27 protein-coding genes are annotated in these 25,940 nt (G+C 66.1%); 8 read left to right on the forward strand and 19 right to left on the reverse strand.

The annotated features are described in order from the left end of the window. Positions 1–8: 8 nt before the first annotated feature. From KYC_RS27775 to KYC_RS27800, 6 genes are all read right to left on the reverse strand, one after another. Positions 9–1,346, reverse strand: coding sequence for an NAD(P)H-dependent oxidoreductase (locus KYC_RS27775; RefSeq protein WP_008168885.1), 1,338 nt, complete (start codon positions 1,344–1,346; stop codon positions 9–11). 71 nt (positions 1,347–1,417) lie between these two features. After that, positions 1,418–1,978 (reverse strand): 5'-3'-deoxyribonucleotidase, encoded by a 561-nt coding sequence (locus KYC_RS27780; protein WP_008168887.1) that lies wholly within the window; start codon positions 1,976–1,978, stop codon positions 1,418–1,420. A 36-nt stretch (positions 1,979–2,014) separates the two neighbouring features. Continuing rightward, positions 2,015–2,545, reverse strand: coding sequence for an RNA 2',3'-cyclic phosphodiesterase (gene thpR / locus KYC_RS27785; RefSeq protein WP_008168888.1), 531 nt, complete (start codon positions 2,543–2,545; stop codon positions 2,015–2,017). 109 nt (positions 2,546–2,654) lie between these two features. Further along, the gene (gene cheD, locus KYC_RS27790; RefSeq protein ID WP_043519435.1) at positions 2,655–3,446 is read right to left on the reverse strand and encodes a chemoreceptor glutamine deamidase CheD; all 792 of its coding nucleotides are present in this window, start codon (positions 3,444–3,446) and stop codon (positions 2,655–2,657) included. 333 nt (positions 3,447–3,779) lie between these two features. After that, complete coding sequence (locus KYC_RS27795) at positions 3,780–4,688, reverse strand: cell division protein FtsX (protein WP_008168890.1); 909 nt, start codon at positions 4,686–4,688, stop codon at positions 3,780–3,782. Then, positions 4,685–5,443, reverse strand: a complete 759-nt coding sequence (locus tag KYC_RS27800) for a cell division ATP-binding protein FtsE (protein WP_008168891.1) — start codon at positions 5,441–5,443, stop codon at positions 4,685–4,687. The genes KYC_RS27795 and KYC_RS27800 overlap by 4 nt, the downstream gene beginning before the upstream one ends. A 290-nt stretch (positions 5,444–5,733) precedes the next feature. Between KYC_RS27800 and KYC_RS27805 the strand changes: the two genes are divergently transcribed. From KYC_RS27805 to KYC_RS27825, 5 genes are all read left to right on the forward strand, one after another. Next, positions 5,734–6,750, forward strand: a complete 1,017-nt coding sequence (locus tag KYC_RS27805; protein WP_008168892.1) for an amino acid ABC transporter substrate-binding protein — start codon at positions 5,734–5,736, stop codon at positions 6,748–6,750. Between the two features lie 168 nt (positions 6,751–6,918). After that, complete coding sequence (locus KYC_RS27810; RefSeq protein WP_043519437.1) at positions 6,919–8,109, forward strand: amino acid ABC transporter permease; 1,191 nt, start codon at positions 6,919–6,921, stop codon at positions 8,107–8,109. Position 8,110: 1 nt separating this feature from the next. After that, on the forward strand, positions 8,111–9,211 hold the full coding sequence (locus KYC_RS27815; RefSeq protein WP_008168894.1) for an amino acid ABC transporter permease: 1,101 nt from the start codon (positions 8,111–8,113) through the stop codon (positions 9,209–9,211). Positions 9,212–9,272: 61 nt separating this feature from the next. Further along, a complete protein-coding gene (locus tag KYC_RS27820) occupies positions 9,273–10,013 on the forward strand; it encodes an amino acid ABC transporter ATP-binding protein (RefSeq protein WP_008168895.1) in 741 nt (246 codons plus the stop codon). Between the two features lie 189 nt (positions 10,014–10,202). After that, positions 10,203–11,219: a Bug family tripartite tricarboxylate transporter substrate binding protein gene (locus KYC_RS27825; protein ID WP_008168896.1), complete on the forward strand. Its 1,017-nt coding sequence runs from the start codon at positions 10,203–10,205 to the stop codon at positions 11,217–11,219. 570 nt (positions 11,220–11,789) lie between these two features. On the opposite strand, the gene KYC_RS27830 is transcribed toward KYC_RS27825, so the two are convergent. Next, positions 11,790–12,149 carry a hypothetical protein gene (locus KYC_RS27830; RefSeq protein ID WP_008168897.1) on the reverse strand — a complete coding sequence of 120 codons (360 nt, stop codon included), beginning with the start codon at positions 12,147–12,149 and terminating at the stop codon, positions 11,790–11,792. Between the two features lie 52 nt (positions 12,150–12,201). Between KYC_RS27830 and KYC_RS27835 the strand changes: the two genes are divergently transcribed. Then, on the forward strand, positions 12,202–12,564 hold the full coding sequence (locus KYC_RS27835) for a glyoxalase superfamily protein (RefSeq protein WP_043519448.1): 363 nt from the start codon (positions 12,202–12,204) through the stop codon (positions 12,562–12,564). Between the two features lie 14 nt (positions 12,565–12,578). Here the strand turns inward: KYC_RS27835 and KYC_RS27840 are convergent, their stop codons facing one another. The 12 genes from KYC_RS27840 to gtdA form a co-directional block, all read right to left on the reverse strand. After that, entirely contained in the window at positions 12,579–13,271 is a 693-nt protein-coding gene (locus KYC_RS27840; protein WP_008168900.1) for an ABC transporter ATP-binding protein, read from the reverse strand. After that, positions 13,271–14,023, reverse strand: a complete 753-nt coding sequence (locus KYC_RS27845; protein ID WP_008168902.1) for an ABC transporter ATP-binding protein — start codon at positions 14,021–14,023, stop codon at positions 13,271–13,273. Before KYC_RS27845 ends, KYC_RS27840 begins: the two co-directional genes overlap by 1 nt. Beyond that, a complete protein-coding gene (locus KYC_RS27850) occupies positions 14,020–15,048 on the reverse strand; it encodes a branched-chain amino acid ABC transporter permease (protein WP_008168904.1) in 1,029 nt (342 codons plus the stop codon). Before KYC_RS27850 ends, KYC_RS27845 begins: the two co-directional genes overlap by 4 nt. Positions 15,049–15,058: 10 nt before the next feature. Further along, positions 15,059–15,973, reverse strand: a complete 915-nt coding sequence (locus KYC_RS27855) for a branched-chain amino acid ABC transporter permease (protein WP_008168906.1) — start codon at positions 15,971–15,973, stop codon at positions 15,059–15,061. A gap of 85 nt (positions 15,974–16,058) precedes the next feature. Then, positions 16,059–17,234: an ABC transporter substrate-binding protein gene (locus KYC_RS27860; protein ID WP_008168909.1), complete on the reverse strand. Its 1,176-nt coding sequence runs from the start codon at positions 17,232–17,234 to the stop codon at positions 16,059–16,061. A 73-nt stretch (positions 17,235–17,307) separates the two neighbouring features. Further along, positions 17,308–18,531 (reverse strand): 3-hydroxybenzoate 6-monooxygenase, encoded by a 1,224-nt coding sequence (locus KYC_RS27865; RefSeq protein WP_043519438.1) that lies wholly within the window; start codon positions 18,529–18,531, stop codon positions 17,308–17,310. 19 nt (positions 18,532–18,550) lie between these two features. Further along, entirely contained in the window at positions 18,551–19,903 is a 1,353-nt protein-coding gene (locus tag KYC_RS27870; RefSeq protein WP_008168912.1) for an FAD-dependent oxidoreductase, read from the reverse strand. Positions 19,904–19,955: 52 nt separating this feature from the next. Then, positions 19,956–20,972, reverse strand: coding sequence for a Bug family tripartite tricarboxylate transporter substrate binding protein (locus tag KYC_RS27875; protein WP_008168913.1), 1,017 nt, complete (start codon positions 20,970–20,972; stop codon positions 19,956–19,958). After that, positions 20,965–21,345 (reverse strand): chorismate mutase, encoded by a 381-nt coding sequence (locus KYC_RS27880; RefSeq protein WP_008168914.1) that lies wholly within the window; start codon positions 21,343–21,345, stop codon positions 20,965–20,967. The genes KYC_RS27875 and KYC_RS27880 overlap by 8 nt, the downstream gene beginning before the upstream one ends. Next, positions 21,342–21,980 carry a maleylacetoacetate isomerase gene (gene maiA / locus KYC_RS27885; RefSeq protein WP_008168915.1) on the reverse strand — a complete coding sequence of 213 codons (639 nt, stop codon included), beginning with the start codon at positions 21,978–21,980 and terminating at the stop codon, positions 21,342–21,344. Before maiA ends, KYC_RS27880 begins: the two co-directional genes overlap by 4 nt. Positions 21,981–21,995: 15 nt before the next feature. Beyond that, on the reverse strand, positions 21,996–22,694 hold the full coding sequence (locus KYC_RS27890; RefSeq protein ID WP_008168917.1) for a fumarylacetoacetate hydrolase family protein: 699 nt from the start codon (positions 22,692–22,694) through the stop codon (positions 21,996–21,998). 53 nt (positions 22,695–22,747) lie between these two features. Continuing rightward, a complete protein-coding gene (gtdA, locus tag KYC_RS27895) occupies positions 22,748–23,815 on the reverse strand; it encodes a gentisate 1,2-dioxygenase (protein ID WP_008168918.1) in 1,068 nt (355 codons plus the stop codon). A 182-nt stretch (positions 23,816–23,997) separates the two neighbouring features. Between gtdA and KYC_RS27900 the strand changes: the two genes are divergently transcribed. Together KYC_RS27900 and KYC_RS27905 are read left to right on the forward strand one after the other, a co-directional pair. Then, positions 23,998–24,933: a LysR family transcriptional regulator gene (locus KYC_RS27900; protein ID WP_008168919.1), complete on the forward strand. Its 936-nt coding sequence runs from the start codon at positions 23,998–24,000 to the stop codon at positions 24,931–24,933. After that, positions 24,930–25,478: a hypothetical protein gene (locus KYC_RS27905; RefSeq protein ID WP_008168920.1), complete on the forward strand. Its 549-nt coding sequence runs from the start codon at positions 24,930–24,932 to the stop codon at positions 25,476–25,478. Before KYC_RS27900 ends, KYC_RS27905 begins: the two co-directional genes overlap by 4 nt. The last annotated feature ends 462 nt before the right edge of the window (positions 25,479–25,940 follow it).

A 25,940-nucleotide genomic window follows, 5' to 3' on the forward strand; every position in this document is an offset into this window, starting at 1 on the left:
CCGGGCCCCTACGCGAACGTCTGCTCCATTTCGCGGCGGAACTGCACCGCCGTCGAACGCTCGTCGTATTCCACATCGCGCCAGCGGATCGCCTGCGATTGGCGCACCGGATTCTTCAGCTTGACCTGGTGCGACAGGCCCAGCGGCAGATAGCCTTCCTCGACGGAGTCGGGCGCGGGCATCAGGCGGCCGTAGACCGTGTAGCCGCCTTCGCCGTCCAGGATCTGGCCGGCCTGCAGGTCGCGCTTGGCGGTGGCGACCACGTCGCCGTGCCAGCCGGCCGGCGCGCCCGTGGGTTCGCGCCGCAGGCCCACGCTGGCCACGCTGATGCCCAGCTCCAGCCCGATCAGGTGATAGGGCTTGTACATGGCGGTGAAGTTTCCGCTGGGATCGGTGACCAGGCCGTACTCCTGGAAGCAGCGCCGCACGTAGTCGCTGTCCGCCGCCAGCGTCACGTAGACGCCCCAGCGCAGGTCTCGGAACACCGGCCGGCCGTCGCGTTCCAGAGACGAGATCACTTCGACCTGGCCGCGGTGGTGCAGGATGCCGCCGTCTTCGCGCGGGCGCAGCACGCGGGCCAGGTCGTCCACGCCGCAGGGCGGAAAATGCAGGCCGGATGGCGAAGGCAAAAGGCCCGTGGCGTTGGACACCGCGGCCATTTCGATGGCGCTCTTGGTGCCGTCCAGGAAGCTGTTGAACATCTGCGCGTTGAAGTCGCCCGCCGCCACCATTTCGGCCGTGAAGCCGTAATAGGGCCAGACGGTGTCGGGCGTGGAGGTGTGGAATTCGGGCAGGTACTTGGTGCCCTTGCCCGCGGCCATGACCTCGAAGCCGCTGGCCCGCGCCCAGTCGACCATTTCGCAGATCAGCGCGGGCTGGTCGCCGTAGGCCAATGAATAGACGATGCCGGCCTCGCGCGCGCGGCGCGCCAGCAGCGGGCCGGCCAGCGCGTCGGCTTCGACGTTGACCATGATGATGTGCTTGCCGTATTCGCAGCAGGTCAGTACGTGGCCGATGCCGGCGGCTGCCTGGCCGGTGGCGTCGATGACGATGTCGACGTCGGGGCTGGCGATGACGGCGCGGGCGTCATCGCAGAAATAGACTTTGCCGTTTTTCAGCGCGTCATTGATGCTGGTGGCGTTGAGCGCGCTGGCGGGCCAGCCCACCCGGGTCAGCGCGGCCCGGGCGCGGTCGGGCACCAGATCGGCCACCGCGACCAGGCGGATCCCCGGCGTGCGCGGAGCCTGGCTCATGAACATCGCGCCGAACTTTCCGGCGCCCAACAGTGCAACACGCAAGGGCTTGTGGTCGGCTTCTCGCTGCTTGAGCAGACGGTGCAGATTCATGGCGCGGGCTCCTCCTGGGTGGGGCGTACGACTCCACAGGATAGTCCCAAACAATGACAGCTGAACAGGACTCAGGCATCTGCCGTATAGAGCTCGCCCGCCAGCACGTTGCGCCAGTTTTGCCAGGTGATGCGCGGGCGGTCGACGACCTCGCGGTTGTAGGGTGCGTCGAACAGGATGTGCTTCCAGCGCGGCCGCGCGGCGCCCTCGATCTTGGGCTTGTCGTCGATGAGCAGATGGCCCTGCACCAGCGTCTTGTCCTTGGTCAGGATCAGCCGGTTGGTGGCATCGCGGCCCAGGTGTTTTTCCACCCACAGATACTTTTCCGCGACGCAGTTCTCGAACTGCGACAGGGGCGACGAGCAGATGCGCACGTCCATGCCCAGCGCCAGCAGTTCCTTCACCGCGTCCAGCGCGCCCGGCACGGGCGGCAGGTTGCGGATGAAGCCCGGCGCCGTATAGATGGCCTCGGCCATGCCGCGTAGTTCGGGGGCGTAATCCTCGCGGATGTAGAAGGACTTCCGGTCTTCGAAGGCCACCGGCGCGATGTCGGGGTGGCGTTCGCGCCAGGCGTCGATGAACGCATGTTCGAAGTCGGCCAGCACGCCGTCTTGATCCAGCAGGATGATCATGGTGGTCCCAGGTGGTTGCAACCCCAGGATTGTGCCTCAGCCGTCGCGTGGCCGGGACTGCGCCACCATGCGGTAGCGGCTGCCGCCAGTGAGCGATTCGGACGCCACCAACACCATCCGGTCGTACTGCCACGGCAGGAGCGCGGGCGCTTCCTCGGGCGGATGGGCGTGGGTGATGTTGCGCAGCAGCGTGACGTGCGGGCGGAACGGCTGGGTGGGCGGCGCCAATCCATAGCCGCTCAGCCATTGCCACAGATCGTCATGTGCGGCCTGCAAGCCGGCGGGCGTTTCAGCCGGCCCGGCCCAGAGGATGCGCTGGCGGCCGAAGACCCCGTAACGCTCCATGGCGGTCTGGCCGGGCGCGAGCCGGCGTTCCGGGGTGGCGGCTGCCAGTTCGTCCGCCAGCGCGGCGTCGACCGGGCCCAGAAAGGCCAGGGTCAGGTGCAGCGTCTCGGTGCGCATGGCGCGGCCGCCGCAGGTCAGGCGCGCCTGTTGCGCCCAGCCGGCAAGCGACGCCGCCAGCGGGGGCGACGGCCACAGGGCGAAGAAGAGGCGGACGGTGGACATGCGCAGATTGTAGGGGCGCGCATCGAGTTGCGGCAGCCTCCCGATCCGCCGTCCCTCGGCGGGCAGTGCGCGCCGGACGCCCTTGTGCAGGGCTTCCGGGCGGGCGGGATCAGGTGCCGGCCGTCTCGGGCTTGGTCCGGCGCGTAACGCCGGTATCAAAGCGCTCGACGCCGGGACGCGCCGGACGGTCGAAGCGTTCCACGCCCGGGCGGTTCAGTCGGTCCACGCCAGGACGGTCCGCGCCAAGACGTTCCACGCCGGGACGGTCGAAGCGCTCCACGCCGGGCCGCGTGAACCGTTCGATGCGGGGCGGGGAGGCCGTCTTGGCCGCCACGCTTTGCGCCGCAGCCTGTTCGCGCTTGGCGATGATTTCTTCGGCGCGCTGGTGGTGCGGCGCCATCTTGCGCACCATCACCCGGCCGTCGCGCGGGAAGTAATTGATGCGGCGGGCGTGCACGTCGCCGAGGTCCTGGGCCTTGACGGGGATGCCTTCGGTCTTCAGGTAGTTCAGGACGAATTCGCCGTTGCGCTCGCCGATGTTCATCTGCTGCATGGCCGCCAGCACCGCGCCGCCGCCGAACACCTTGGCTTCCAGGCGATCGCGCGAGGCGCCCGCCTTGAGCAGTTCGTTGATCAGGACTTCCATGGCGAAGGCGCCGTAGCGCATGGTCGCCGACGCGGGCGACTGCATGTCGCCTTCCGGCAGCATGAAGTGGTTCATTCCGCCCACGCCTGTAACCGGATCGTGGATGCATGCGGCGACGCAGGACCCGAGCACGGTCGAGATCATCAGGTTTTCATCAGTGACGTAGTACTCGTTGGGGAGCACCTTCACTGCCTGACATTGGAACGCGCTGTCAAAGTAATGACGTGTTGCGCGGGCTTCAAGACGAGCGACCATGAGACTGAAATCTGGGCAAAAACGGCGATTGAGACACTAGAAATGCTAGGCGTAGCGGTGTTTGTATCAAAACATGTACAAAAATGTCGCTTTATTCTTGCATATCCCGGCAGTCAAAGGGAGAAAACTATGTAAATGCGACCGAGGACCGTCGTTTATGGGGGAATCCCGCCATCCGGCCCGGCAGCCCGGGCGCCCGCGCGGATGGCTGACAACCATCCTACACAGGGCGATAGGCGGTCTTTCCCCGGATCACGGGGAGGAACGGGCTTCATACGGAGCTTTAAGCCCGGCGCGGACCGGGCTTGGCCGGAAGGGCGTCAGCTGGCGGGCCTAGAAGCGGGTGCTGCGGGTAACCGACCAGCGGGCGGACAGGGCGCCCAGGGCGGCCGAGGCGATGACCGCGCCCACCAGCACTGAGGCGCCGGGCAGGTGCAGGGCGAACTCGGCGCCGTAGCTTCGGGCCAACCCCACCAGGGCGTCGTTCAGGGGCGACAGCGCGATCGCGGCCACCCCGATGGCCAGCAGCGAGGCCAGGGCGCCCGAAAGCGCACCCAGGTACAGAAAGGGCCGCCGCACGAAGGATTCGGTGGCGCCGACCAGCCGCGCCACGCCGATTTCCTCGCGCTGCGAGAGCGCCTGCATGCGCACGGTATTGAAGACGGTGGCCAACACCACGACCGCCACGCAGGCGGCCAGGAAACCCAGGCCGATGCGGGCAAAGCGCAGGATGGCTTCCAGCCGCTGCACCCAGGCGCTGTCGAGCTGCACCAGGTCTACGTGGTTCCATTGTTTCCAGGCCGATGCCAGGGTGTCGGCGCGGCCGGCAAGGTTGTCGCCTTCGGCCAGCGTGACCACCACCGCGTCGGGCAGCGGATTGCCCGGCAACACGGCCAGCGCCTGCTGCCAGGCGGGATTGGCCCGCAGGTCGGCCAGGGCGTCTTCGCGGCCCACGACCCGGACCGCGCGCACATCCTGCTGGAATTCGTCTTTGATGCGCTTGGCAACGTCCGCGGCCGCGCCCGCGGGGGCATCAACCCGCATGAACACGGTGACCTCGGGCGTAACGGACATTTCGCGCGCCACCGGTTGCACCGACACCAGGATGGCGCTGCCCAGCAGCGGCAGCGCCAGGGCCAGCGCCATGACCAGCAGGTTGGCAAGCGAGGAGAACGGCTGCTTGATCAGCCGGCGCAGGGTGACCAGGAGCGCGTAGCGGTGTTGCCGCAGCCAGGCGTTCATGCGGATTCTCCCGGGCGGCCCAGGCCCGGTTCGGCGCGGCCCTGGCGGGACGCGGCCTGGGCGGGCTGCGGCGCGGCTTCGGCCGGGGCGGCGGGGCCGTGGGAATCGGCGAACTTGCCCGGATCAATGCGCAGGGTGCGAGTGGCGTAGCGCGCCATGAGGTCCTGGTCGTGCGAGGCGATCAGCGTGGTCACGCCGACGCGGTTGAAGTCGCGGAACACATTCATGATGCGTTGCGCGTTGTCATGGTCGAGGTTGGCCGTGGGCTCGTCCGCGATCAGGATGGCCGGCCGGTTGACGATGGCGCGGGCGATCGCCAGGCGCTGTTGTTCGCCGCCCGAGAGTTCGATGGGATTGAGGTCTTCTTTGCCCGACAGCCCCACCTTGTCCAGCGCGGCACGCGCGCGCGACGCGGCGGAGTCCCAGGGATGGCCCTGGACGGCCAGCGGCAGCATCACGTTTTCGAACGCGCTTCGATCGAACAGCAGATGGGTGTCTTGAAGAATGACGCCCACCGCGCGCCGCAGGTAGGGCCTGGCGCGGGCGGGGAGCTTGTCCAGCCGCTGGCCGTTGACCTGGATGGACCCGCGGCTGGCGGGCTCCAGCCCGCCGATCAGCTTGAGCAGGGTGGACTTGCCGGCGCCGGACGGCCCCGATACGAAAACGAATTCTCCCGCGCTTACGCGGAAGTTGATGTCGGCCAGGATATTGCGGCCGCGACCATATGATTTGAATACGTGCTGGAATTCGATCATGGCGGCTGTCAGATGAAGCCGCCATAGTAACTCGGGGACAGTAAGGCAGCCTACACCCTTGTCGGGAGGGCGGACGCGCAGCGTCGTACGGATGGCCGAAGCCGTGTTCGCGAGGCCCAAAACGCGTCCCTGATTTCCGTCAAAAACAGCGTTTCATTTCATCCAGTGTCCCTATATTTCAAGGGAATTCCCGGATGCGCCGCGTGCTTGGCGGACGCTACCATCCGCCCAATGCGTCGGCCCAACCCGGCCTGCGCTTTGGATTCGCTTCATCCCACACGGAGATCACGATGAAAGTACTGAAACTCGCTGCCATTGGCGCTGCCCTGCTTGCTGCATCCTCGGCTGCCAACGCGGGCGCAACCTTCGATAACGTCAAGAAGAAAGGGTTTGTCCAGTGTGGGGTTTCGACGGGTATCCCGGGCTTCTCCATCGCTGACAGCAAGGGCGAATACAAGGGCATCGACGTGGACATGTGCCGCGCCATCGCCTCGACGATGTTCGGCGACGCCACCAAGGTGAAGTTCACCCCCCTGAACACGCAACAGCGCTTCACCGCCCTGCAGTCCGGCGAAGTCGACGTGCTGACCCGCAACACGACCGTCACGCTGACGCGCGACACCACCCTGGGCCTGATCGGCGTGGGCGTGAACTACTACGACAGCCAGGGCGTCATGGTCTCCAAGGACCTGAACGTCAAAAGCGCGAAGGAACTGAACGGCGCCACCATCTGCGTGCAGCCGGGCACCACCACCGAACTGAACCTGGCTGACTGGTTCCGCAGCCAAAAGATCGAATTCAAGCCTGTCGTGATCGACAAGTACGACGAGATCATCCGCGCCTTCTCGGCCGGCCGTTGCGACGCCTTCACGACCGACAAGTCGCAGCTGGCTTCCACCCGCACCACGCTCGAGAACCCGGACAAGTTCGTCATCCTGCCGGAAGACTTCTCCAAGGAGCCGCTGGGCCCCATGGTCCGCCAGGGCGACGAGCAATGGTTCAACATCGTGCGCTGGTCGCTCAACGCCATGCTCGAAGCCGAGGAATACGGCATCACCAAGGCCAACGTCGACGAAATGACCAAGAGCCCCAACCCCAACATCCAGCGCATCCTGGGCGTGACCCCGGGCATGGGCAAGAACCTGGGCGTGGACGACAAGTGGGCCTACAACATCATCAAGAACGTGGGCAACTACGGTGAGAGCTTCGAAAACACGCTGGGCAAGAACAGCGCGATGAAGCTGGAACGCGGCTTGAACGCTTCGTACAAGCAAGGTGGCTTGATGTACGGCTGGCCGGTGCGCTAACGCGCGGCTGCCTGGCAAAACGGAGCGCGGCGCTCCGTTTTGCCTAGGGCCTGTCTGCACTTGACGTGTATTCTTGACAGGCCCTAACCCGCCTTCGGGCGGGCGGCAGAAGTGGGTGGCGCGGCTTTTCCGGATGGCCACCCGGTGTCCGACTTCTGTAGATTCATCATGACGACTCCCAACAAAAACGCCCCGCTTTCGGCACCCCCACGGCGTCTGAACTGGAACGATCCCGGCGTGCGCTCCGTGGTCTACCAGGTGCTTGCGCTGACCGCGGTAGCCTGGGCCGTGTGGTTCCTGGTTTCAAACACCCTTCATAACCTTTCCGTGCGAAATATCGCCACGGGCTTCGGTTTCCTGAACCGCGAGGCCGGGTTCGCGATCGGCGAAACGCCCATTGCCTACAACCCCGCGGACACCTACGGCCGCGCCATCCTGGTGGGCCTGCTCAACACGCTGCGCGTGGCCGTCATCGGCATCGTGCTGGCGACGATCCTCGGCACCCTCATCGGCATCGGCCGCCTGTCCAAGAACTGGCTGGTGTCCAAGATCACGTCCGTCTATGTCGAGGTGATGCGCAACGTGCCGCTGCTGCTGCAGCTGTTCTTCTGGTATGCGCTGATCACCGAAAACATGCCGGGTCCGCGCCAGGCGCACAACCCGCTGCCGGGCGTGTTCATTTCCAACCGCGGCCTCAAGGTGCCGTCGCTGGAAGGCAATTCGCTGGACTGGATGCTGGCCGGGCTGGGACTGGCCATCGTGGCCATCATCCTGCTGGGTCACTGGGGCAAGAAGCGCCAGGAAGCCACAGGCCATATCTTCCCGCTGGGCCGCGTGGCCATCGGCTTGCTGATCGGCCTTCCCATCGTCGGCTGGCTGGTCAGCGGCGCGTCGCTGACGCTGAACATGCCTGAGCTCAAGGGCTTCAATTTTTCAGGCGGCCTGACGCTGTCGCCGGAGTTCGCCGCGCTGCTGGCGGGCCTGGTGATCTACACGTCGGCGTTCATCGCTGAAGTGGTGCGCTCGGGCATCCAGGCGGTCAACAACGGCCAATGGGAAGCCGCGGGCTCGCTGGGCCTGCCGCGCGCCAAGGTGCTGCGCCTGGTGATCCTGCCGCAGGCGCTGCGCGTGATCATCCCCCCGATGACCAGCCAGTACCTGAACCTGACGAAGAACAGCTCGCTGGCCGTGGCTATCGGTTACCCCGACATTGTGTCGGTGGTGAACACCACGCTGAACCAGACGGGCCAGGCCATCGAGGGCATTCTCATCATCATGGGCGCGTACCTCACGGTCAGCCTGTCGATCTCGATCTTCATGAACTGGTACAACAAGCGCATTGCGCTGGTGGAGCGTTGATATGAGCAGCACTACGCATACCCCCAGCGAAGCCCTGCCGCCGCCCAGCAACCAGACGGGGGTGTGGGCGTGGCTCAAGTCCCGCCTGTTCTCGTCGCCGCTGAACATCCTGATCACGGTGCTGCTGGCGTGGTTTCTGCTGATGGCGATTCCGGCGCTGGTGGAGTGGGCCTTCATCAAGGCCAACTTCGATGCGGCCAACGCCCAGGAATGCCGTGCAAGCGGCGGCGCCTGCTGGGCGTTCATCATCGAAAAGCACCGGCTGATCCTGTTCGGCACGTATCCGTTCGATGAGCAATGGCGGCCGCTGATCGCCACCATCATCCTGGTGGCGGTGATCGTCTGCAGCGGCATCCGCCGCTTCTGGAACTGGAAGCTTGCCGTCATCTGGACCGTGGGCCTGACGGCCGTGGCGCTCCTGATGTGGGGCGGCGTGTTCGGCCTGACCTACGTGGAAAATTCGCGCTGGGGCGGCCTGCCGCTTACGCTGATCCTGTCCACGTTCGGCATCGCCTTCGCGTTCCCCATCGGCGTGCTGCTGGCCCTGGGCCGGCGCTCGAAGATGCCCGCGATCAAGGCGCTGTGCGTCGTGTACATCGAGCTGATCCGCGGCGTGCCGCTCATCAGCCTGCTGTTCATGTCGTCGGTGATGCTGCCCTTGTTCCTGCCGGAAGGCTTTTCGATCGACAAGCTTCTGCGCGCGCAGATCGCCATCATCATGTTCGCGGCGGCCTATATCGCCGAAACGGTGCGCGGCGGCTTGCAGGCCATCCCGAAAGGGCAGTACGAGGGCGCGGATTCGCTGGGCCTGAACTACTGGCAGCAGATGCGCAAGATCATCCTGCCGCAGGCGCTCAAGATTGTGATTCCGCCGCTGGTCAGCATCTTCATCGCGCTGTTCAAGGACACGTCGCTGGTGGTGATCATCGGTATTTTCGACCTGACGCTGGCGGCCAAGGCAGCCTTGTCCGACGCGGCATGGCGCGGATTCGGGGTGGAGGCGTACCTGTTTATTTCGCTCATCTACTTCGTTTTCTGCTTCTCCATGTCCAAATACAGCCAGGCGCTGGAAAAACGCCTGGCCACGGGTCACGCACGCTAGCAATATGCCGCGCGTCCGCCGTAAGGCGGGCGCGCCCAGCGATACTTACGGGAGTACAGGCATGTCGGATGCCATTATTCGTTTGCAGGACGTGAACAAGTGGTACGGCCAGTTCCACGTGTTGCGCAATATCAACCTGGACGTCGCGCCAGGCGAGCGCATCGTGGTGTGCGGACCCTCGGGTTCGGGCAAGTCCACGATGATCCGCTGCATCAACCGTCTGGAAGAGCACCAGAAGGGCCACATCATCGTGGACGGCACGGAGCTCACCAATGACCTGAAGCACATCGAGACGATCCGCAAGGACGTGGGCATGGTGTTTCAGCATTTCAATCTTTTCCCGCACCTGACGGTGCTGGAAAACCTGACGCTGGGCCCGATGTGGGTGCTGAAGAAGCCGCGCGCGGAAGCCGAGGCGACGGCGATGAAGTATCTGCAGCGCGTGCGGATTCCGGAGCAGGCTACGAAGTTCCCCGGCCAGTTGTCGGGCGGCCAGCAGCAGCGCGTGGCGATCGCGCGTTCCTTGTGCATGAACCCCAAGATCATGCTGTTCGATGAGCCCACTTCCGCGCTGGATCCGGAAATGGTGAAGGAAGTGCTGGACGTGATGGTCAGCCTGGCCCAGGAAAGCGGCATGACGATGATTTGCGTGACCCACGAAATGGGGTTTGCGCGGAAGGTCGCCAACCGCGTGATCTTCATGGACCGGGGCGAGATCATTGAACAGAACACGCCGGACGAGTTCTTCGATAACCCGCAGAACGAGCGGACCAAGCTCTTCCTGAGCCAGATCCTGCACTGATCCGCCAAAGCCGCCTTCGGGCGGTTTTTCTTTGGGCGGAGGATATTGCCGGCGCCGGGCGGCCAGGGGGGGGGAGGGGGCCAATCCGTGGAAGTCCGGCAGAACTTCCTGGTATCCCTTTGTTACGACCTTCGCGCCTGTGGGGTATGCTACTGACCGCCATTGATCTGGAGTGAGGAGAACACCACCATGACACATACCCCCCGCAGCGCTGTGCGCCGCGCCCTGTTGCAAGGCGCCGTGGCGCTGGCCGCTACCCTGCCTTTTGCCGCGCCGGCGCTGGCGCAGGCTACCGATTTCCCGACGAAGCCGATCCGCTTTGTCGTTCCCTACCCGCCTGGCGGTCCGCTGGACACGATGGCCCGGATGCTGGCCGAGAAGGTGCGCGGTTCGCTGGGCCAGCCGGTGATCGTGGAGAACCGTTCGGGCGCGGGCGGCAATATCGGCGCGGACCTGGTGGCCAAGGCGCAGCCCGACGGCTATACGCTGGTGATGGGCGCGGTGGCGACGCACGCGATCAATCCCTGGCTGTTCGCCAATCTGCCTTACGATCCGGTGAAGGATTTCGCGCCGGTGACGATCGTGGCGGCGGTGCCGAACGTGCTGGTGATGAATGTGGAGTTCGCGCAGAAGAACAAGATTGAAAAGCTGGCTGACCTGATCGACTATGCGAAGAAGAATCCGGGCAAGCTGAATTACGGTTCGGGCGGCAACGGCAGTGCGGGTCATCTGTCGGGCGAGTTGCTGAAGGCGCGCGCGGGGATCAATGTCGAGCACATCCCTTACCAGGGCGCGGCGCCGGCGCAGTTGGCGCTGCTGTCGGGCCAGTCGGATTTCATGTTCGACAATCTGGCGGCGTCGGCGCCGCTGATCAAGGACGGCAAGGTTAAGGCGCTGGCGGTTACGACGGCGAAGCGTTCGTCGTTGCTGGCGGATGTGCCGACGGTGGAAGAGTCGGGCGTGAAGGGCTTTGACCTGGGTACGTGGTTCGGGGTGTTCACGACGGGCGGCACGCCGGCGCCGGTGGTGGCGAAGCTGAACAAGGCCTATGTGGAGGCGATGGGACAGGATGACGTGAAGCAGCGTTTGCTGACCATGGGGTCCGAGGCGAAGGCGATGACGCCTGAGGCATTTGCGGAGTTCGTGAAGGCCGAGAAGGCGAAGTATCAGGAGATTGTGAAGATCTCGGGTGCTAGTTTGAATTGATGTTGATGGGCGTCTTTTGTTGAGATGCCTGTTGTGTGGTTTTTTACGCCTGCCGGGGGTTCCTGGCGGGCGTTTTTGTTTTTTGCTCTGGTTCTGGCTTTGGCTTTGGCTTTGGCTTTGGCGGGGGGCTGCGTTGCTGGTTCTTTTGACGCCCGGCGCGTCGGCGGCCTGGGGCGCGCGGGGCTACGATTGCGGTCCGGAGCGTTCGCTCCGGACTTCCCCTTCGTCATCGTCGTTGTCGCCTTCGGCGACTGCCTTCCGATTCCCTCGGGCGCATCTACACGCCCCGCGCACCCCAGGCCGCCGCCACGCCGGGCTTTGGTGATTGGATCTTATCGGGCGCTGGGGCGGGTAGGGTTCTTTAGGTTCTTGCCGTCATCTGTGGTGGGGGGGAAGCGTCTTGCGGGGCCCGCCCCACGCCGGCCGCGCGGGCGGCCTTGTGGGGCTTACGCGGCGTCTTGCGTCGTGGCGATGACGCTGCGCGCATGGGTGGCCTTTGGCACATCGCCTGTGTCTGACACCCCACATGGGAAGCGATGGCGCCAAGTGTCAGGCGCCCATTTCAAAGCGTTATTGTTGGGGGCGCGTGATTAGGCCTTGCAGCAGGCGTTCCAGCAGTTGCCTGTCGTAATCTCCGTCGGTGATCCGGTACTGTTCAGGATCGCGGTTCACCCAGGAGTCGGCGACGATCCAGTCGCTGCCGTCCTGTTCCAGGCGCAATGCGTAGATCCAGTTCCCCGTCCAGCTTCGATGCAGGCGGAGCCAGCCGTCGTGCAGGTAGATGAACCACTTGTCCTCCATTTCCCGCGGGATGCTGCCTGCTTGCAGGCGAGCGTATTCGTCGGCGCTGTAGCGGGCCTGGAAATTCAGGGGTTCGCGTTGGTCGGGGGCGGGCAGGTGTTTCCAGGAGTCGGGTGTTGCGATGGGCATGTTTGGGCCAGTGGTCTATGCTGTTTTTTTCGCATACTACCAAGAGCCCGACATGCATCTGCAAGCCGCCATACCGATCCTGCGCATTTTCTCGGTGGAGAAGGCGCGCGATTTCTATCTGGATTTTCTGGGGTTTACGTGGGACTGGGAGCATCGCTTCGAGGCCGGGTTTCCGCTGTATGCGCAGGTGCATCGCGGGGATCTGGTGCTGCATTTGTCGGAGCACCATGGCGATGCGACGCCCGGGTCCGCCGTGTTTGTGCGGATGCGGGGCGTGGATGACTATCACGCGGAAGTCAGCGCGAAGGGGTACGCATACATGCGGCCGTGCGTGCAGGATCAGCCATGGGGGCGGGTGATGGCGGTGACTGATCCGTTCGGCAATCGGCTGACCTTTTGCGAATCGCAGGACTAGCGTTCCGCGCCGCGCTATACGCCCAGGTAGCGATGCGCCAGTTCGGGCTGCGCGGCCAGTTCAGCCGGGCTGCCTTGCCAGACGACGCGGCCTTTTTCCAGGACGTGGTGGCGGTCTACCAGTGTGGCCATTTCCTTGAGGTTTTTGTCGATCACCAGGATGGTCTGGCCTTCTTCCTTCAGGCGGCGCAGGCAGTTCCAGATTTCCTGGCGGATGAGGGGCGCGAGGCCTTCGGTGGCTTCGTCCAGGATGAGCAGGCGCGGATTGATGAGCAGTGCGCGGCCCACGGCGAGCATCTGTTGTTCGCCGCCGGACAGGGTGCGGGCGGATTGGGTGCGGCGTTCCTTCAGGCGCGGGAAGAGGTCGAACACGCGCCCCACGTGCCAGCCTGCGCGCGTGTTGCGGGCGGTGGCGATGAGGTTTTCTTCGACCGACAGCGAACCAAATACGCGGCGGCCTTCGGGCACCAGGCCGATGCCGAGCTGCGCGATGCGGTGTGGCGCCAGTCCGGCGATGGGCTTGCCATCGAGCAGGATGTTGCCGCCCTGGGCGGGCAGCATGCCCATGAGGGTTTTGACGGTCGTGCTCTTGCCCATGCCGTTGCGGCCGATCAGGGAGACGACCTGGCGCGGGGCGATGTCGAGGTCTACGCCGAAGAGCACTTTGCTGGCGCCATAGCCGCCCTGTAGTTGTTTGACTTGCAGCATCAGTCCTCCTCGCCCAGGTAGGCGGCGCGCACGTCGGGGTGGCGGCGCACCTCGTCGGGCGTGCCGGTGAAGATGGTTTTGCCGTAGACCAGCACGGTGACGCGGTCGGCCAGCGCGAAGACGGCGTCCATGTCGTGCTCGACCAGCAGGATGGCGTAGCGGCCCTTGAGCGTTTGCAGCAGGGCGGTCATGCGCTGGGATTCTTCGGCGCCCATGCCGGCCATGGGTTCGTCCAGCAGCAGCACGGAGGCGTCCAGCGACAGGGCCATGGCCAGTTCAAGCTGGCGCTTTTCGCCGTGCGCCAGGGCCGATACGCGTACATCGTAGCGGCCGCCCAGGCCGACGCGCTCCAGCGCCTGCCGCGCCGGTTCGCGCAGCCGCGTCATGCGCCTGGCGTTGCGCCATAGGTTGAAGCCGCCGGGGCTGTGCGCCTGTACGGCCATGGCGACGTTGTCTTCGGCGGTGAAGTCGGGATAGAGCTGGCTGATCTGGAAGGACCGCGCGAGTCCTGCCGCGGGCCGCTTGTGGGCGGGCATGCGGGTGATGTCGCCGCCGTCTAGCCATATGCTGCCGGCATCGGGCAGGATTTCGCCGCTGATCTGGGACAGCAGTGTGGTCTTGCCCGCGCCATTGGGGCCGATGAGCGCGTGCAGTTCGCCGGGCCTGACTTCCAGGTTGACGCCTTGCGTCGCGTGGACGGCGCCGAAGGATTTCTTCAGGCCCCGGATTTCGAGTTTGGGATGTCCGGTCATTGCTTGCCTCCCGCCAGCCAGCCGTAGACGCCGCGCTTGCCGAACAGCACCACCAGCACCAGCACCGGGCCCAGGATCAGCATCCAGTGTTCGGTCCAGCCGGTGGCGACCTGTTCCAGCCCCAGGTATACGGCGACGCCCAGGACGGGGCCGAAGATGGAGCCCATGCCGCCCAGGATCACCATGGCCATGAGTTCGCCCGATTTCTGCCAGGCCGACATGTCGGGGCTGACAAAGAGCGCGTAGTTGGCCCACAGTGCGCCGGCAAGGCCCGTGCCGGCGGCCGACAGCACGAAGGCCGTCAGCCGGTAGCGCAGCGGAGCCAGGCCTAGTCCGATGCTGCGGCGAGGGTTCTGCTTGATGCTCTGCAGCGCCATGCCGAACGGGGAATTGACGATGCGCCGGCAAACGATGATCCAGGCGGTCATCAGCGCCAGGCAGACGTAGTAGAAGGTGGCGGGATGGTTCAGGTCCAGGCCGGGCAAGGTGTTGCGCGCGTCGATGGACAGGCCGTCGTCGCCGCCGTAGATCATCAGGCCGACCAGGATGAAATACAGCATCTGCCCGAAGGCCAGGGTGATCATGATGAACTGCACGCCGGACGTGCGCAGCGACAAAAAGCCCACCGCCAGCCCCGCCAGCGCGGCCACGGCCACCGCCAGCGGCCACATGATCAGGGCGGCATTGCTGCCGCTCCAGCCGAACAGCGTGTCGCCCTGGCCCAGGTGAAAGCCGGCGATGCCGATGACATAGCCGCCCAGGCCGAAGAATGCGGCGTGGCCGAAGCTGACCATGGCGCCGTAGCCCAGGATCAGGTCCAGGCTGAAAGCCGCAATGGCGTAGATGAGAAAGCGCGTCATTAGGTTGATCAGGAAGCTTTCGCCCGTGGCCGACGCGATGGCCGGTACCAGGACGAACAGCAGCAGGCCGACCGCGTTGACGACGGCGCTTCGGGTGATGCGTGTTTCGCGTGCGCTGACGCGCAGATCAGGCAGGGCGTCCGTCGATGGAGTTCGAGTGTTCATGGATTTTTTCCTAGCGCTGGGCAGGCACCAGCCCGCGCGGCTTGAACAGCAGCACGACGGCCATCAGGATGTAGATGCTGGCGGACACCAGGCTGGAGCTGGCCGAGTCCGACAGTTCGGGAGGGAGCATGCGCGACATCCAGAAGGGGATGTAGGCGCGTCCCAGCGCGTCGGTCATGCCGATCATCAGCGAACCCACCAGCGCCCCGCGCACCGAGCCCACGCCGCCGACCACGATGACCACGAAGGTGGTGATGAGGATGCGTTCGCCCATGCCGATCTCCACCGCCAGCAGGGGCGCGGCCATGACGCCGGCAAAGCCGCAGAGCAGGGCGCCCAGCGTGAAGATCAGGGTGAACAGGCGCTGGATGTTTACGCCCAGCGCGTCGACCATTTCGCCGTCGTCGGCGCCCGCGCGCACCAGCATGCCGACCCGCGTGCGCGAGATCAGCAGCCACAGGCCCAGGGCTACCAGCGCGCCTGCGCCGATGAACGCCAGCCGCATGACGGGGTAGTTCAGGCCGGGCAGCAGCGCCACCGATCCCGACAGGAATGGCGGGATGTCCATGAAGGGCGGGCTGCGCCCGAACAGCACGGTCACCAGTTCATTGGTGAAGAGCGTCAGCCCCAGCGTGGCCAGCACCTGGTCCAGGTGGTCGCGGCGGTACAGGTGGCGTATGACCAGCAGTTCGACGATCAGGCCGTAGAGGGCCGCGCCCGCCAGCGCGGCCAGCAGGGCGGCCGCGAACGATCCCGTGGATGCGGCTGCGCTGGCGGCGCAGAACGCGCCCACCATGTAGAACGAGCCATGCGTCAGGTTGATGACGTTCATGATGCCGAAAACCAGCGTCAATCCCGCCGACAACAGAAACAGCAAGGCGCTGTACTGCAGGCCGTTCAGAACCTGCTCCAGGAACATCAGCATTGCGACTCCTTCTTGGGAGAGTCTGTGTGATGGCGGCGCGCGGGGAGCGGCGAGCCCGGTCCCCGCGCGGCCGGAAACCGCGTTCTTACATCTTGCAGTCCGCCGCGTGCACGTCGGTGTGATTGCGGGCAAGGACCTTCAGGTTCTTGTAGACCAGCTTGCCGTCGGGGCCCGCCTCGATATGCAGCAGGTACCAGTCCTGGATGGGATGCTGGTTCGATCCGAACTTGAAGTTGCCGCGAACGCTGGGAAAGTCTGCGCGGCGCAGGGCGTTGCGGAAGTCGTCGGGACGGCCGGCGATGTCGCCGTTCACAGCCTTCAGGCCGGATGCGATCAGGTTGGCCGTGTCGTAGGCCTGGGCCGCGTAGGCGGTGGGCGCGCGGTTGTAGGCCTTGGTGAAGGCCTCGACGAAGTGCTTGCTCTGCGCGTTGTCCAGGTCGGCGCTCCACAGCGAGCTCAGGTAGAAGCCCTTGCCCGCCGTCCCGGTGGCGGCCAGCATGCGGTCGTCCATCGAGTAGATGGGCGTGATCATCTTGATCTTGTCGGCCAGGCCGGAATTGGCGAACTGTTTGGTCAGGTTGATGCCCGCGCCGCCCGGATGGAACTGGAAGATGGCGTCGGGATTGAGCGAGCGGATGCGCGCCAGCTCCACCGAGAAGTCGGCCTGCTCCAGCTTGGTGTAGATCTCGTCGGCGATCTCGCCCTTGTAGGTGCGCTTGAAGCCGGCGACCGCGTCGCGGCCCGCCTGGTAGTTCGGGGCCATGATGACCACGCGCTTGGCGCCGAGTTCGTTGGCGGCCATGCCGGCGGTGTCGGCGTATGAGTCGTTCTGGAACGCCACAGCAAAGTAGTTGGGATTGCAGGCCTTGCCGGCGTAATTGGAGGGGCCGGCGTTCAGGCTGACGTAGAAGGCTCCCGCGTTCAGCACGGTGGGGCCGACGGCGGCCATCACGTTCGAGAAGTTGATGCCGGTGAACAGGCGCACGCCGCCCTGCACCATCTTGTCGGCAATCTGCTTGGCGTTGGCGGGCTTGAGCGCGTCGTCCTCGACACGCACGTTGACGGGCACGCCGCCCAGCTTGCCGCCGCCCTCCTTGACGGCCAGCAAGAAGGCGTCGCGTTCGTCTTCGCCGATATAGCCGGCAGGCGTGGACAGGGTGCCGATGAAGCCGATGTCCACGGGTTTCTGCTGCGCGCTGGCCGCGTACGAGGCCAATGACAGCATGACGGCGGCGGCGCCGCGGATGGTGCGTTTGTGCATGGTTGTCTCCTCTTGTGCTTATCTTTGTTTGCCGCATGTTCTGCGCCACGCGGCGTTTTTCCTGCAAGTTTGCCTACTGCTGCATGCCTCCCGCGAGGCAGTTTTCCACTTTCCAGCCGTACAGCCACTGCAATGCGTCATAGAACTGGGACTGGCTGCGCCCTGTCCACAGCATGTTGCGCACGGTGCGCTCCACGCCCCGCGCGTGATAGAGCCTGCCCATCTCGCGCGTGGACCACACCACGCGCGCGCTGCGCGGGATGCGGACCGATTCGTACAGCCGGAAGGCCGCCTGCAAGTCGTGGTCGCAGTGCCTGACGGCCTGGCCCAGCGTCACGGCGTCTTCCAGCGCCATGCAGGCGCCCTGCGCCATGTATTGGGTCATGGGGTGGGCGGCGTCGCCCAGGATCGTCGCGCGGCCCTGGCCCCAGCGTTCGACCGGCTCGCGGTCGGCGGTGGCCCAGCGCTTCCAGGACGTGGGGCGGTCCAGCATCTGGTGCGGGGTGGGGTGGATGCCCTGGAAGTACGACAGGACTTCGTCCTTGCTGCCCTCGCGCACGCCCCATTCTTCCTTTTCGCGGCTGTGGAAGGTGACGACCAGGTTGTATTGCTGGCCGCCGCGCAGGGGGTAGTGCACCAGGTGGCAATGCGGGCCGGCCCACAGCACGGGCGCGTTGATGCGCAGTTCCTCGGGCATGTTGTCGCGCTCCACCACGGCGCGGTAGACGACGTGGCCGGTGACGCGGGCCGGGTCGCCCACCATGCGCTCGCGGATCACGGACTTGACGCCGTCCGCGCCCACGATGGCGTCGGCGCGGTAGCGGTTGCCTTGCGTGTCGACGACTTCGACGCCGTGCTCGTCTTGCGACATGCTGGCGATCTGGGTGGACGTGCGAAAGCGGATCAGCGGGTCCTGCTGCACGGCTTCCAGGATGGACAGGTGGATGTCGGCGCGGTGGATCACCGCGTAGGGGCCGCCGAAGCGCGCGCGGAAGGCTTCGCCGGTGTCGATACGCACGACTTCCCTGGCGTCCACCGCGTCCATCATGATGATGTGGTCGGTAAAGACGGCGCGTTCGCGCGCCGTGCGGCCCACGCCCAGGGCGTCCAGCGCGGCAAAAGCGTTCGGTCCCAGCTGGATGCCCGCGCCGATCTCGCCGATGTGCGCGGCCTGCTCCAGCAGTTGCACGGCGATGCCCTGGCGGGTCAGCGCCAGCGCGGCCGCCAGGCCGCCGATGCCGCCGCCCACGACGATCACGGTTTGGGTCTTAGGCTTTGCAGCCAGGTTGCTAGTCATGTCGGAATCTCGCGCGGGTTCAGTCTTGGCCGCCCAGGAAGGCGCCCTGCTTCTTCAATTGCGCCTGCAGCGCGGGAATGGAAACGTCGCCAGGCGCGATGCCCGCGCGCAGCGCCATCGCGGATGCCGTCCCCGCGGCCTCGCCCATGACGAAGCAGCTGCCGCTGACGCGCGCGGCCGACTGGCCTTCGTGCGTCATGGACGCGCAGCGGCCCGCCACCAGCACGTTGTCGGCCACGCCCGGGCCGCGCCGGGGCACCATCATGCGGAACGGAAGCTGGTTGTAGCCGCGCGATTCGGGTATGGGCGGCCACATCCATTGCACGTCGCCGGCCGTGTGCATTTCGAGCGGCCAGCCGTTCACGCCGATGCTGTCCGGGAAGTCCGCGCAGCCCAGCACGTCCTCCTTGCTGAGCACGGCCTCGCCCACGATTCGGCGCGTCTCGCGGATGCCCAGCTGCGGGGCGATATCCAGCACATAGGCCTGCTCGAAGCCGGGCACCTTGGCGCGCAGGAACGCCAGGTAGTTCATGATCTGTCGGCGGCCTTCCAGTTCGCCCGCCGACAGCGAGCCGGCGTCGGTGCCGTCCGCCGCGCTGCCGTCCGCGTTGGCCAGCTGTGTGACGTTGACCCGCCATTCGTAGTCGTGCTTTTGCGGGCGGACGATGGCGCCGCGCCGCGGAAAGGTGAATTCGCCGCTGGCGGCGGCCTGGTCCATCAGTTGCGGGATGGTCTTCCAGGCTTCCTGTGCGCGTGCGCCGTCCACGTTGCCCACCTTGAACATCAGCGTGGGGTAGAGCATGTGGCCATGCGCGTCGCCTTTCTCGAAGGGCAGGCCGCCCCATTGGGCGATGTCGGCGTCGCCCGAGCAGTCGATGAAGATCTTCGCCCGCACGGCGCAGCGGCCGGACTTGGTTTCCAGGAACAGCGCGTCCACGCGGCCCTGCGCGTCGCGCGCGAGGCCCGTGGCCAGGGCATGGAACAGCACCTGCGCGCCGCTTGCCTGCACCAGGCCGTCGGCGGCGCACTTGAAAGCCGAGATGTCGTAGGCCTGAGCGTGGATCTTGCCCAGGATCAGGTGCGGATCGTTCAGCCCGTCCATTGCGCGCATGCGGTCCAGCAGATCGTCGGTCATGCCGTGCACCACCTGCCGGATATCGCCATGGATATTGGCGTGCAGTCCGCAGAAGTTGGACACGCCCGCGGCGGTGCCCATGCCGCCCAGGAAGCCGTAGCGCTCCACGAGCAGTACGCTGGCGCCGTTGCGGGCGGCGCTGGCGGCCGCCAGCACGCCGGCCGGGCCGCCGCCCAGGACGACCACTTCATATTCGCCGTACAGCGGAATCTGGCGGGCGGGTTCGGTGATGACCATCTGAATCTCCTTGCGTATTGCTATCGGCGCGCGGCGCGGCCGCGCGTCGCACTTATTGGCCCTTGATGCCCAGCTTCTTGATCAGGGGCTCCCAGCGCTTGAGCTCGTCGTCCATGTAGCCGCGGAACTCGGCGGGCGTGTCGCCCACGGGATCCATGAACTGCGCCTGCAGCCGCTTGGCGACTTCGGGGTCGCGGATGGCCTGGATGAGCGCGTCCGACAGCTTTTTCTGCACATCGGCGGGCGCCTTGGACGACACCACGAAGCCGATCCACGCCGACCCCTCGATGCCCTGCACGCCCACTTCGGCCAGGGTCGGGATCTCGGGCAGCAGCTTGGAGCGCTGGGACGAGGTGACCGCCAGGGCCTTCAGGCGGCCGTCTTTCACCATGGGCATGACTGCGATGGGGGGCAGCGCGGCGAACTGGGTGTCGCCCGACAGCAGCGAGGTCAGCGCGGCGGGCGACGACGGGTAGGGCACGTGGGTGGCGCGCGCGCCGATCTGCTGCAGCAGCAGTTCCACGGCCAGATGCGACACGGTGCCGGCGCCCGGCGACGGGAAGTTGTACTTGTCGGGATTCTTCTTCAGCGCGTCCAGCAGCTGGCCGATATTGTCGATGCCGGCGCTGGCGGGAACGACCAGCACGTTGGGCTGGTGCACGGCCAGGGTCAGCGGCGAAAGGTCCGTAGCGGGCGCGTAAGGCAGTTTGTCGAAGAGCAGGGTGTTGTTCACCAGCGGGCCGGTGATCGACACGCCAAAGGTGTAGCCGTCGGGCTTGGCGTTGGCGATGGCGTAGGTGCCGATGTTGCCGCTGGCGCCCGGCTTGTTCTCGATCACGATCGTCTGGCCCAGGATCGCGCTGGCCTTTTCGCCGACGATGCGGGCCACCTGGTCGGGGCTGGATCCCGGCCCGAACGGCACCACGGCCTTTAGCGGCTGGGTGGGCCAGGCGTCGGCGGCGGAGGCCGCAGCCAGCGGCGCCAGCGCGGCAAGGCTCAGCGCCAGGGTGCGGATCGCAAGCCGGCGGGCGAGCGCGCGGCCGGGCTGCAGAGGCAAGGAATCAGTCATGCGTGTCTCCCACGTTCTTCATCGTGTCGAAATAGGTCTGCTCGTTGGCGATAAAGGCGGCCACCATCGCGCGATAGGTCGCGTCCACCACCTGCTCCAGGTTGGAAAAACCCTGGTTGTGGCGCTCGGCAAGCTGCCTGGCCTTTTCGAAGACCTGGGCCTGGCGCGCGGGCGCGCTCACCTGGAAGGCGTCGCGCTTGAAGCGGGCGGCGTCCTTCACGTACATCGCGCGTTCGGCGATCAGCCGGACGATCTCGTCGTCCAGCCGGTCGATGTTGGCGCGCACATCAGCCAGGTTGGCGCACAGGGGGCGATAGGCGGGATCGGTGTATTCGCGCAGCGGCGCGCCCTGGGTGTCGGGTTCTTTGCTCACTTGGTGTAGTCCGGTTGCTGGGCGGGCGCGGCCTGCTGGAAGGCGGGCTGCGCGTTGCAGTGTTCAAAAATGCGCAGGATGCGCGGATAGGCGGACAGGTCGCAGCCCATACGCTGGGCATTGGCTACCTGCGGCACGAGGCAGCAGTCGGCCAGCGTGGGGGCATCGCCAAAGCAGTACGCGCCGTGGCCGTGGCGCGCCAGCAGCGCCTCAACCGCGGTCAGGCCTTCGCGGATCCAGTGGTGGTACCAGGCGTTTTTTTGTTCGTCGCTGGCCCCCAGCACCTCTTGCAGGTAGCGCAGGATGCGCATGTTGTTGACGGGGTGGATGTCGCAGGAGATGGCGTCGGACAGCTCCAGCACGCGGGCGCGGGCCAGCGTGTCGGCCGGGATCAGGCGCGGTTCGGGGTGGGTGGCGTCCAGGTAGTCGATGATGGCGAGCGACTGCGACAACTGCGTATCGCCGTCGATCAGCAGGGGAACGCCTGCGGAGGGGTTCCTGGCCACGTAGTCCGGCGCGCGCTGTTCCTGCTTGCGCAGGTTCACGGGCAGGTATTCATAGGACAGGCCCTTGAGCGCGAGCGCGATGCGCACGCGGTAGGAGGTGGAGCTGTTGAAGAAGCTGTGGAGTTGCATGCGTTTGTCCTCCGATCAGGCCATCTGTACGCTGAGCGTGCCCAGCCCGTCTACGCCGCCGACCATCCTGTCGCCGCGCACCACGGGGCCCACGCCTTCGGGCGTGCCGGTGTAGATCAGGTCGCCGGCTTCCAGGCGGAAGTACCGGGACAGGTAGGCGATGGTTTCGGCGATGGACCAGATCAGCTTGCCGATGTCGCTGCGCTGCTTGTCGGCGCCGTTGACCTGCAGCCAGATGCCGGCCTGTTCGATGCCGCTGACCGATTGGGCGGGATGCAGCGGGCCGATGGGCGCGCTCAGGTCGAAGGCCTTGCCCAGTTCCCAGGGGCGGCCGGCTTCGCGCATCTTCATCTGCAGGTCGCGGCGCGTCATGTCCAGTCCGACGGCATAGCCCCAGACGTGTTGCAGGGCCTCGTCGACCGCGATGTTGGCGCCGCCCTTGCCGATGGCCGCGACCAGTTCGATCTCGTAGTGCAGGTTCGCGGTTTCGGGCGGGTAGGGCAGGGACAACGTGGCGCCTTCGGCCACGGGCACGACGGCGTCGGCGGGCTTGCAGAAGAAGAACGGCGGTTCGCGGTCGGGGTCGAAGCCCATTTCACGGGCGTGGGCGGCGTAGTTGCGGCCCACGCAGTAGACGCGGCGCACGGGAAAGCTGTCCTGGCTGCCGGCGATGGGCGCGGCGACGGGAGCGGCGGGAGCAAACACAAAAGACATGGATCACCATTTGAAGGTGGGGGAAATTTCGGAATGCGAAGGGGCGCGGCGGTTCAGCCGACGCGTTCTTCGCGCCAGAGGCCCAGCGCGGCCTGCACCGGGCGGTCGGAATAGCTGAACAGCGTGGCGTCTTCCAGCGCGGCCAGCTGCACGGGCATCCAGGAAGGCGCCACGAAGACGTCGCGCGGTCCGAAGTGGAATTCCTGGTCGCCGATGCGGGCGGTGCCGCGGCCTTCGACGACGCTGTAGACGGTGGAGTCGGTCGTGCGGGTGGTCTTGCCCTGGAAGCCGGCGGGCAGGAACTGCATGAAGGTGGCCATCGTCGGCATTGGATAGCCGCCGGTGGCGGGGTTCAGGTAGCGCAGCTTGACGCCGTCCCAGGGGTCGAGCTCGCCATGGCGGTAGAGCTCGTCCAGGGCTTCGCGGCTGCGTTCGTAGGGATAGTTGAAGATCGGCGACGAGCCGCTGGAGGCCTGGTGGCGCACGGGCGCCATGTTGTGGCCGAAGCGCGCCATGCTGTCGCCTTCGGGGCGCGTGACGGGCTGGGTGGCCGACGGATAGTTCTCGGCGAAGCCGGCGTCCAGGAAGCGCAGCAGGGGGATGTCCAGGCCGTCCAGCCAGACCACCGGTTCGCCGCCCTCGACGGTTTCGGCGTTGCCGTGATCGTGCCAGGTCCAGGACGGCGTGATGATGAAGTCGCCCGGGTGCATGGTGGTGCGTTCGCCGTTGACGGCGGTGTAGGCGCCGCGGCCTTCGACGATGAAGCGCAGGGCCGATTGCGTGTGGCGATGGCTGGGCGCGACTTCGCCGGGCAGGATCAGCTGCAGGCCCGCGTACAGGCTTTGCGTGATGCTGGCCTGGCCGGGCAGTCCGGGGTTTTCCAGGATCAGCACGCGGCGCACGGCTTCTTCGGCGGTGATCAGCGACCCCGACGCCATGACGTCGTCGCGCACGTCGTCGTATTTCCAGATGGCGGGAATGCAGCGCGGCGCGGGTTGACGCGGCACCAGGTTGTGCAGCGATTCCCACAGGGGCGCCATGTGCTTTTTGGCGATGCGCGCGTAGTAGAGGGCGCGGTCCGAGGCAGCGCTGTCCGCGCCGGTGGGGTGACCGTCGTGCATGGTTGTCTCCTGTATGTCCGGCTGGTGCCGGCTTCTACGGGTGGCCGCCGCGTGGGTTCGCGGCTGGTCCTTGATTGGAGACGATTATGCGCAAGCAGCTATGTGGTTTGAAATGAAATTATCTTATTATCCATACGAATAAAAACATACCTACGAGACAACCCCCCAAGACGAGGGCCTGCATGGACTGGACCCACCGCTTGCGGCTGCGCAATCTGAAGATGTTGCTCAGCCTGGCCCAGACCCGCAATATCAGCCATTCAGCCGCGATGCTCAATACGACGCAGCCGGGCCTGTCGAAATGGCTGAAGGATCTGGAAGACGATATCGGACTGCCGCTGTTCGAGCGCCATGCGCGGGGTCTGCGCCCGACGCCGCATGGCGATGTGCTGATCGCGCACGCCCAGCGGGTGGAATCGCAACTGGACCGCGCCAGCGCGGACATGGCGGCGCTGCGCGAGGGCGGCGGCGGCCGGGTGGTGATCGGCGCGTCGGGCGCGTCGGCATCCGACACGGTGCCGCTGGCGGTGATGAAGCTGCTGGAGCGCATGCCGCAGGCGCGGGTGAAGCTGGTGGAAGGCACCACGGACCGGCTGCTGGCGCAGTTGGCGCAAGGCGAGCTGGATATCGTGGTGGGGCGTTCCGCGCCGGAGCATCATGATCCGGCGATCCGCTTCGAGGCCCTGTACCTGGAGCCGATCCACCTGGTGGCGCGGCCCCGGCATCCGCTGTTCGCGGTAGAGCAGCCAAGCTGGCGGGACCTGTTGTCGTATCGCTGGATCCTGTGGCCCAAGGGCACGCCGATCCGCAACGCGGTGGACGCGGCGCTGGCCGCGGCCGGACAGGCGCCGCCGGCGGACCATATCGAGTCGAATTCGGTCACGGTCAATCTCACGCTCATCAACAACAGCGACATGATCGGCGTGGCGTCGCACCGCGCGGCGCTGCGCTTTTCGCAGATGCGGGCGATGCGCATCATCCCGGTGCGGCTGTCGGGCTTCGGCTCCGTGGCGATGTACTGGCGCGAGGACGGCTTCCGGCCGGTGGCGGTGGAGGAGGCGATGGCGGCGTTGCGGGGGACGGTGGCGGAACATGCGCCGGGAGCGGCGCGGTCGTGACGCCCGGCCCGGCTTCGGGACTGAACGCCCTGATCGGTCAGTGCCGCAGGCTGGAGGCGGCGCTGGCGAGCGGGGAGGATGCCGTTTCGTCTGCGGCGATGCATCGTTTTGTTGCGCAGATGGACGCGGGGCGTACGCCGCCGGGGATGTGGTCGCCGCTGGCGCTGGCGGTGCTGGTGATGGCGGGCGGGCTGGGGGTCGGGATTGAGGTGCTGAGCCTGCTGCTGGGTGTTGCGGGTTCGGCAATGGCGGCGTTTGCGCTGGTGGTGGTGTGTGCGGGGACGGCGTTGGGGCTGGCGATTGGAGTTGTGCTGCTGATGGCTGGGCGGGCTGCAGGGCTGGTGTTGCTGAAGTGGTTGTCGATCGGCTTGGTGGTGGTGGGGGCGTTTGGGGTGATTGCCTGGACGCAGGGGGATGTGCGGGCCGTGGGGCCGGTGGTGGCGGTGGTGGGCGGGTTGGGGGCCTGGTTGGTGATGAATAGTTCGGGGTTTTATGTGTTTGTGGGGTACCGGGTGGCTTTGCGGTGGCTGGCTGGGCGGAGGTAGGGTTTTTTACGTTGATGGTTTCTGGATTAGGGGGTGAGCGGGGGCGTGCTTTTGGCGCCTGCTTGGCGTGGCTGGATTGCTGGTTCTTGAGACGCCCGGCGCGTCGGCGGCCTGGGGCGCGCGGGGCTACGATTGCGGTCCGGAGCGTTCGCTCCGGACTGCCCCTGCGTCAACCTCGTCCGCCTTCGGCTCCCTACGGTTTCCCTCGGGCGCATCTACACGCCCCGCGCACCCCAGGCCGCCGCCACGCCGGGCTCCTGTGGTTTGAGCTTCACGGGGGCTAGGGCGGGCGGGGTTCTTTAGGTTCTTGCCAGCGCTGGGGTGGGGTTAGAGCGTCTTGCGGGGCCCGCCCCTGGCCTGCCGCGCGGGCGGCGGGCCAGGGACTTACGCGGGGTCTTGCGTCGAGGGGTGACGCTGCGCGTGTTGGCGGGGGGCTAATTGCGTGTCTGACACCCTCAGGCT

It is taken from the genome of Achromobacter arsenitoxydans SY8 (genome assembly GCF_000236785.1).
In the GTDB taxonomy this organism is placed as follows: Bacteria; Pseudomonadota; Gammaproteobacteria; order Burkholderiales; family Burkholderiaceae_B; genus Achromobacter; species Achromobacter arsenitoxydans.

Excerpts from the sequence above, each read along its gene's own strand:
- KYC_RS27850 (WP_008168904.1), bottom strand. The coding sequence starts at position 15,048 with ATGAACACTCGAACTCCATCGACGGACGCCCTGCCTGATCTGCGCGTC.
- KYC_RS27810 (WP_043519437.1), top strand. The coding sequence starts at position 6,919 with ATGACGACTCCCAACAAAAACGCCCCGCTTTCGGCACCCCCACGGCGT.
- gtdA (WP_008168918.1), bottom strand. The coding sequence starts at position 23,815 with ATGCACGACGGTCACCCCACCGGCGCGGACAGCGCTGCCTCGGACCGC.
- maiA (WP_008168915.1), bottom strand. The coding sequence starts at position 21,980 with ATGCAACTCCACAGCTTCTTCAACAGCTCCACCTCCTACCGCGTGCGC.
- KYC_RS27830 (WP_008168897.1), bottom strand. The coding sequence starts at position 12,149 with ATGCCCATCGCAACACCCGACTCCTGGAAACACCTGCCCGCCCCCGAC.
- KYC_RS27835 (WP_043519448.1), top strand. The coding sequence starts at position 12,202 with ATGCATCTGCAAGCCGCCATACCGATCCTGCGCATTTTCTCGGTGGAG.
- KYC_RS27815 (WP_008168894.1), top strand. The coding sequence starts at position 8,111 with ATGAGCAGCACTACGCATACCCCCAGCGAAGCCCTGCCGCCGCCCAGC.
- thpR (WP_008168888.1), bottom strand. The coding sequence starts at position 2,545 with ATGTCCACCGTCCGCCTCTTCTTCGCCCTGTGGCCGTCGCCCCCGCTG.
- KYC_RS27805 (WP_008168892.1), top strand. The coding sequence starts at position 5,734 with ATGAAAGTACTGAAACTCGCTGCCATTGGCGCTGCCCTGCTTGCTGCA.
- KYC_RS27900 (WP_008168919.1), top strand. The coding sequence starts at position 23,998 with ATGGACTGGACCCACCGCTTGCGGCTGCGCAATCTGAAGATGTTGCTC.
- KYC_RS27845 (WP_008168902.1), bottom strand. The coding sequence starts at position 14,023 with ATGACCGGACATCCCAAACTCGAAATCCGGGGCCTGAAGAAATCCTTC.
- KYC_RS27820 (WP_008168895.1), top strand. The coding sequence starts at position 9,273 with ATGTCGGATGCCATTATTCGTTTGCAGGACGTGAACAAGTGGTACGGC.
- KYC_RS27795 (WP_008168890.1), bottom strand. The coding sequence starts at position 4,688 with ATGAACGCCTGGCTGCGGCAACACCGCTACGCGCTCCTGGTCACCCTG.
- KYC_RS27860 (WP_008168909.1), bottom strand. The coding sequence starts at position 17,234 with ATGCACAAACGCACCATCCGCGGCGCCGCCGCCGTCATGCTGTCATTG.
- KYC_RS27855 (WP_008168906.1), bottom strand. The coding sequence starts at position 15,973 with ATGCTGATGTTCCTGGAGCAGGTTCTGAACGGCCTGCAGTACAGCGCC.
- KYC_RS27825 (WP_008168896.1), top strand. The coding sequence starts at position 10,203 with ATGACACATACCCCCCGCAGCGCTGTGCGCCGCGCCCTGTTGCAAGGC.
- KYC_RS27840 (WP_008168900.1), bottom strand. The coding sequence starts at position 13,271 with ATGCTGCAAGTCAAACAACTACAGGGCGGCTATGGCGCCAGCAAAGTG.
- KYC_RS27875 (WP_008168913.1), bottom strand. The coding sequence starts at position 20,972 with ATGACTGATTCCTTGCCTCTGCAGCCCGGCCGCGCGCTCGCCCGCCGG.
- KYC_RS27780 (WP_008168887.1), bottom strand. The coding sequence starts at position 1,978 with ATGATCATCCTGCTGGATCAAGACGGCGTGCTGGCCGACTTCGAACAT.
- cheD (WP_043519435.1), bottom strand. The coding sequence starts at position 3,446 with ATGGTCGCTCGTCTTGAAGCCCGCGCAACACGTCATTACTTTGACAGC.
- KYC_RS27890 (WP_008168917.1), bottom strand. The coding sequence starts at position 22,694 with ATGTCTTTTGTGTTTGCTCCCGCCGCTCCCGTCGCCGCGCCCATCGCC.
- KYC_RS27800 (WP_008168891.1), bottom strand. The coding sequence starts at position 5,443 with ATGATCGAATTCCAGCACGTATTCAAATCATATGGTCGCGGCCGCAAT.
- KYC_RS27870 (WP_008168912.1), bottom strand. The coding sequence starts at position 19,903 with ATGGTCATCACCGAACCCGCCCGCCAGATTCCGCTGTACGGCGAATAT.
- KYC_RS27865 (WP_043519438.1), bottom strand. The coding sequence starts at position 18,531 with ATGACTAGCAACCTGGCTGCAAAGCCTAAGACCCAAACCGTGATCGTC.
- KYC_RS27775 (WP_008168885.1), bottom strand. The coding sequence starts at position 1,346 with ATGAATCTGCACCGTCTGCTCAAGCAGCGAGAAGCCGACCACAAGCCC.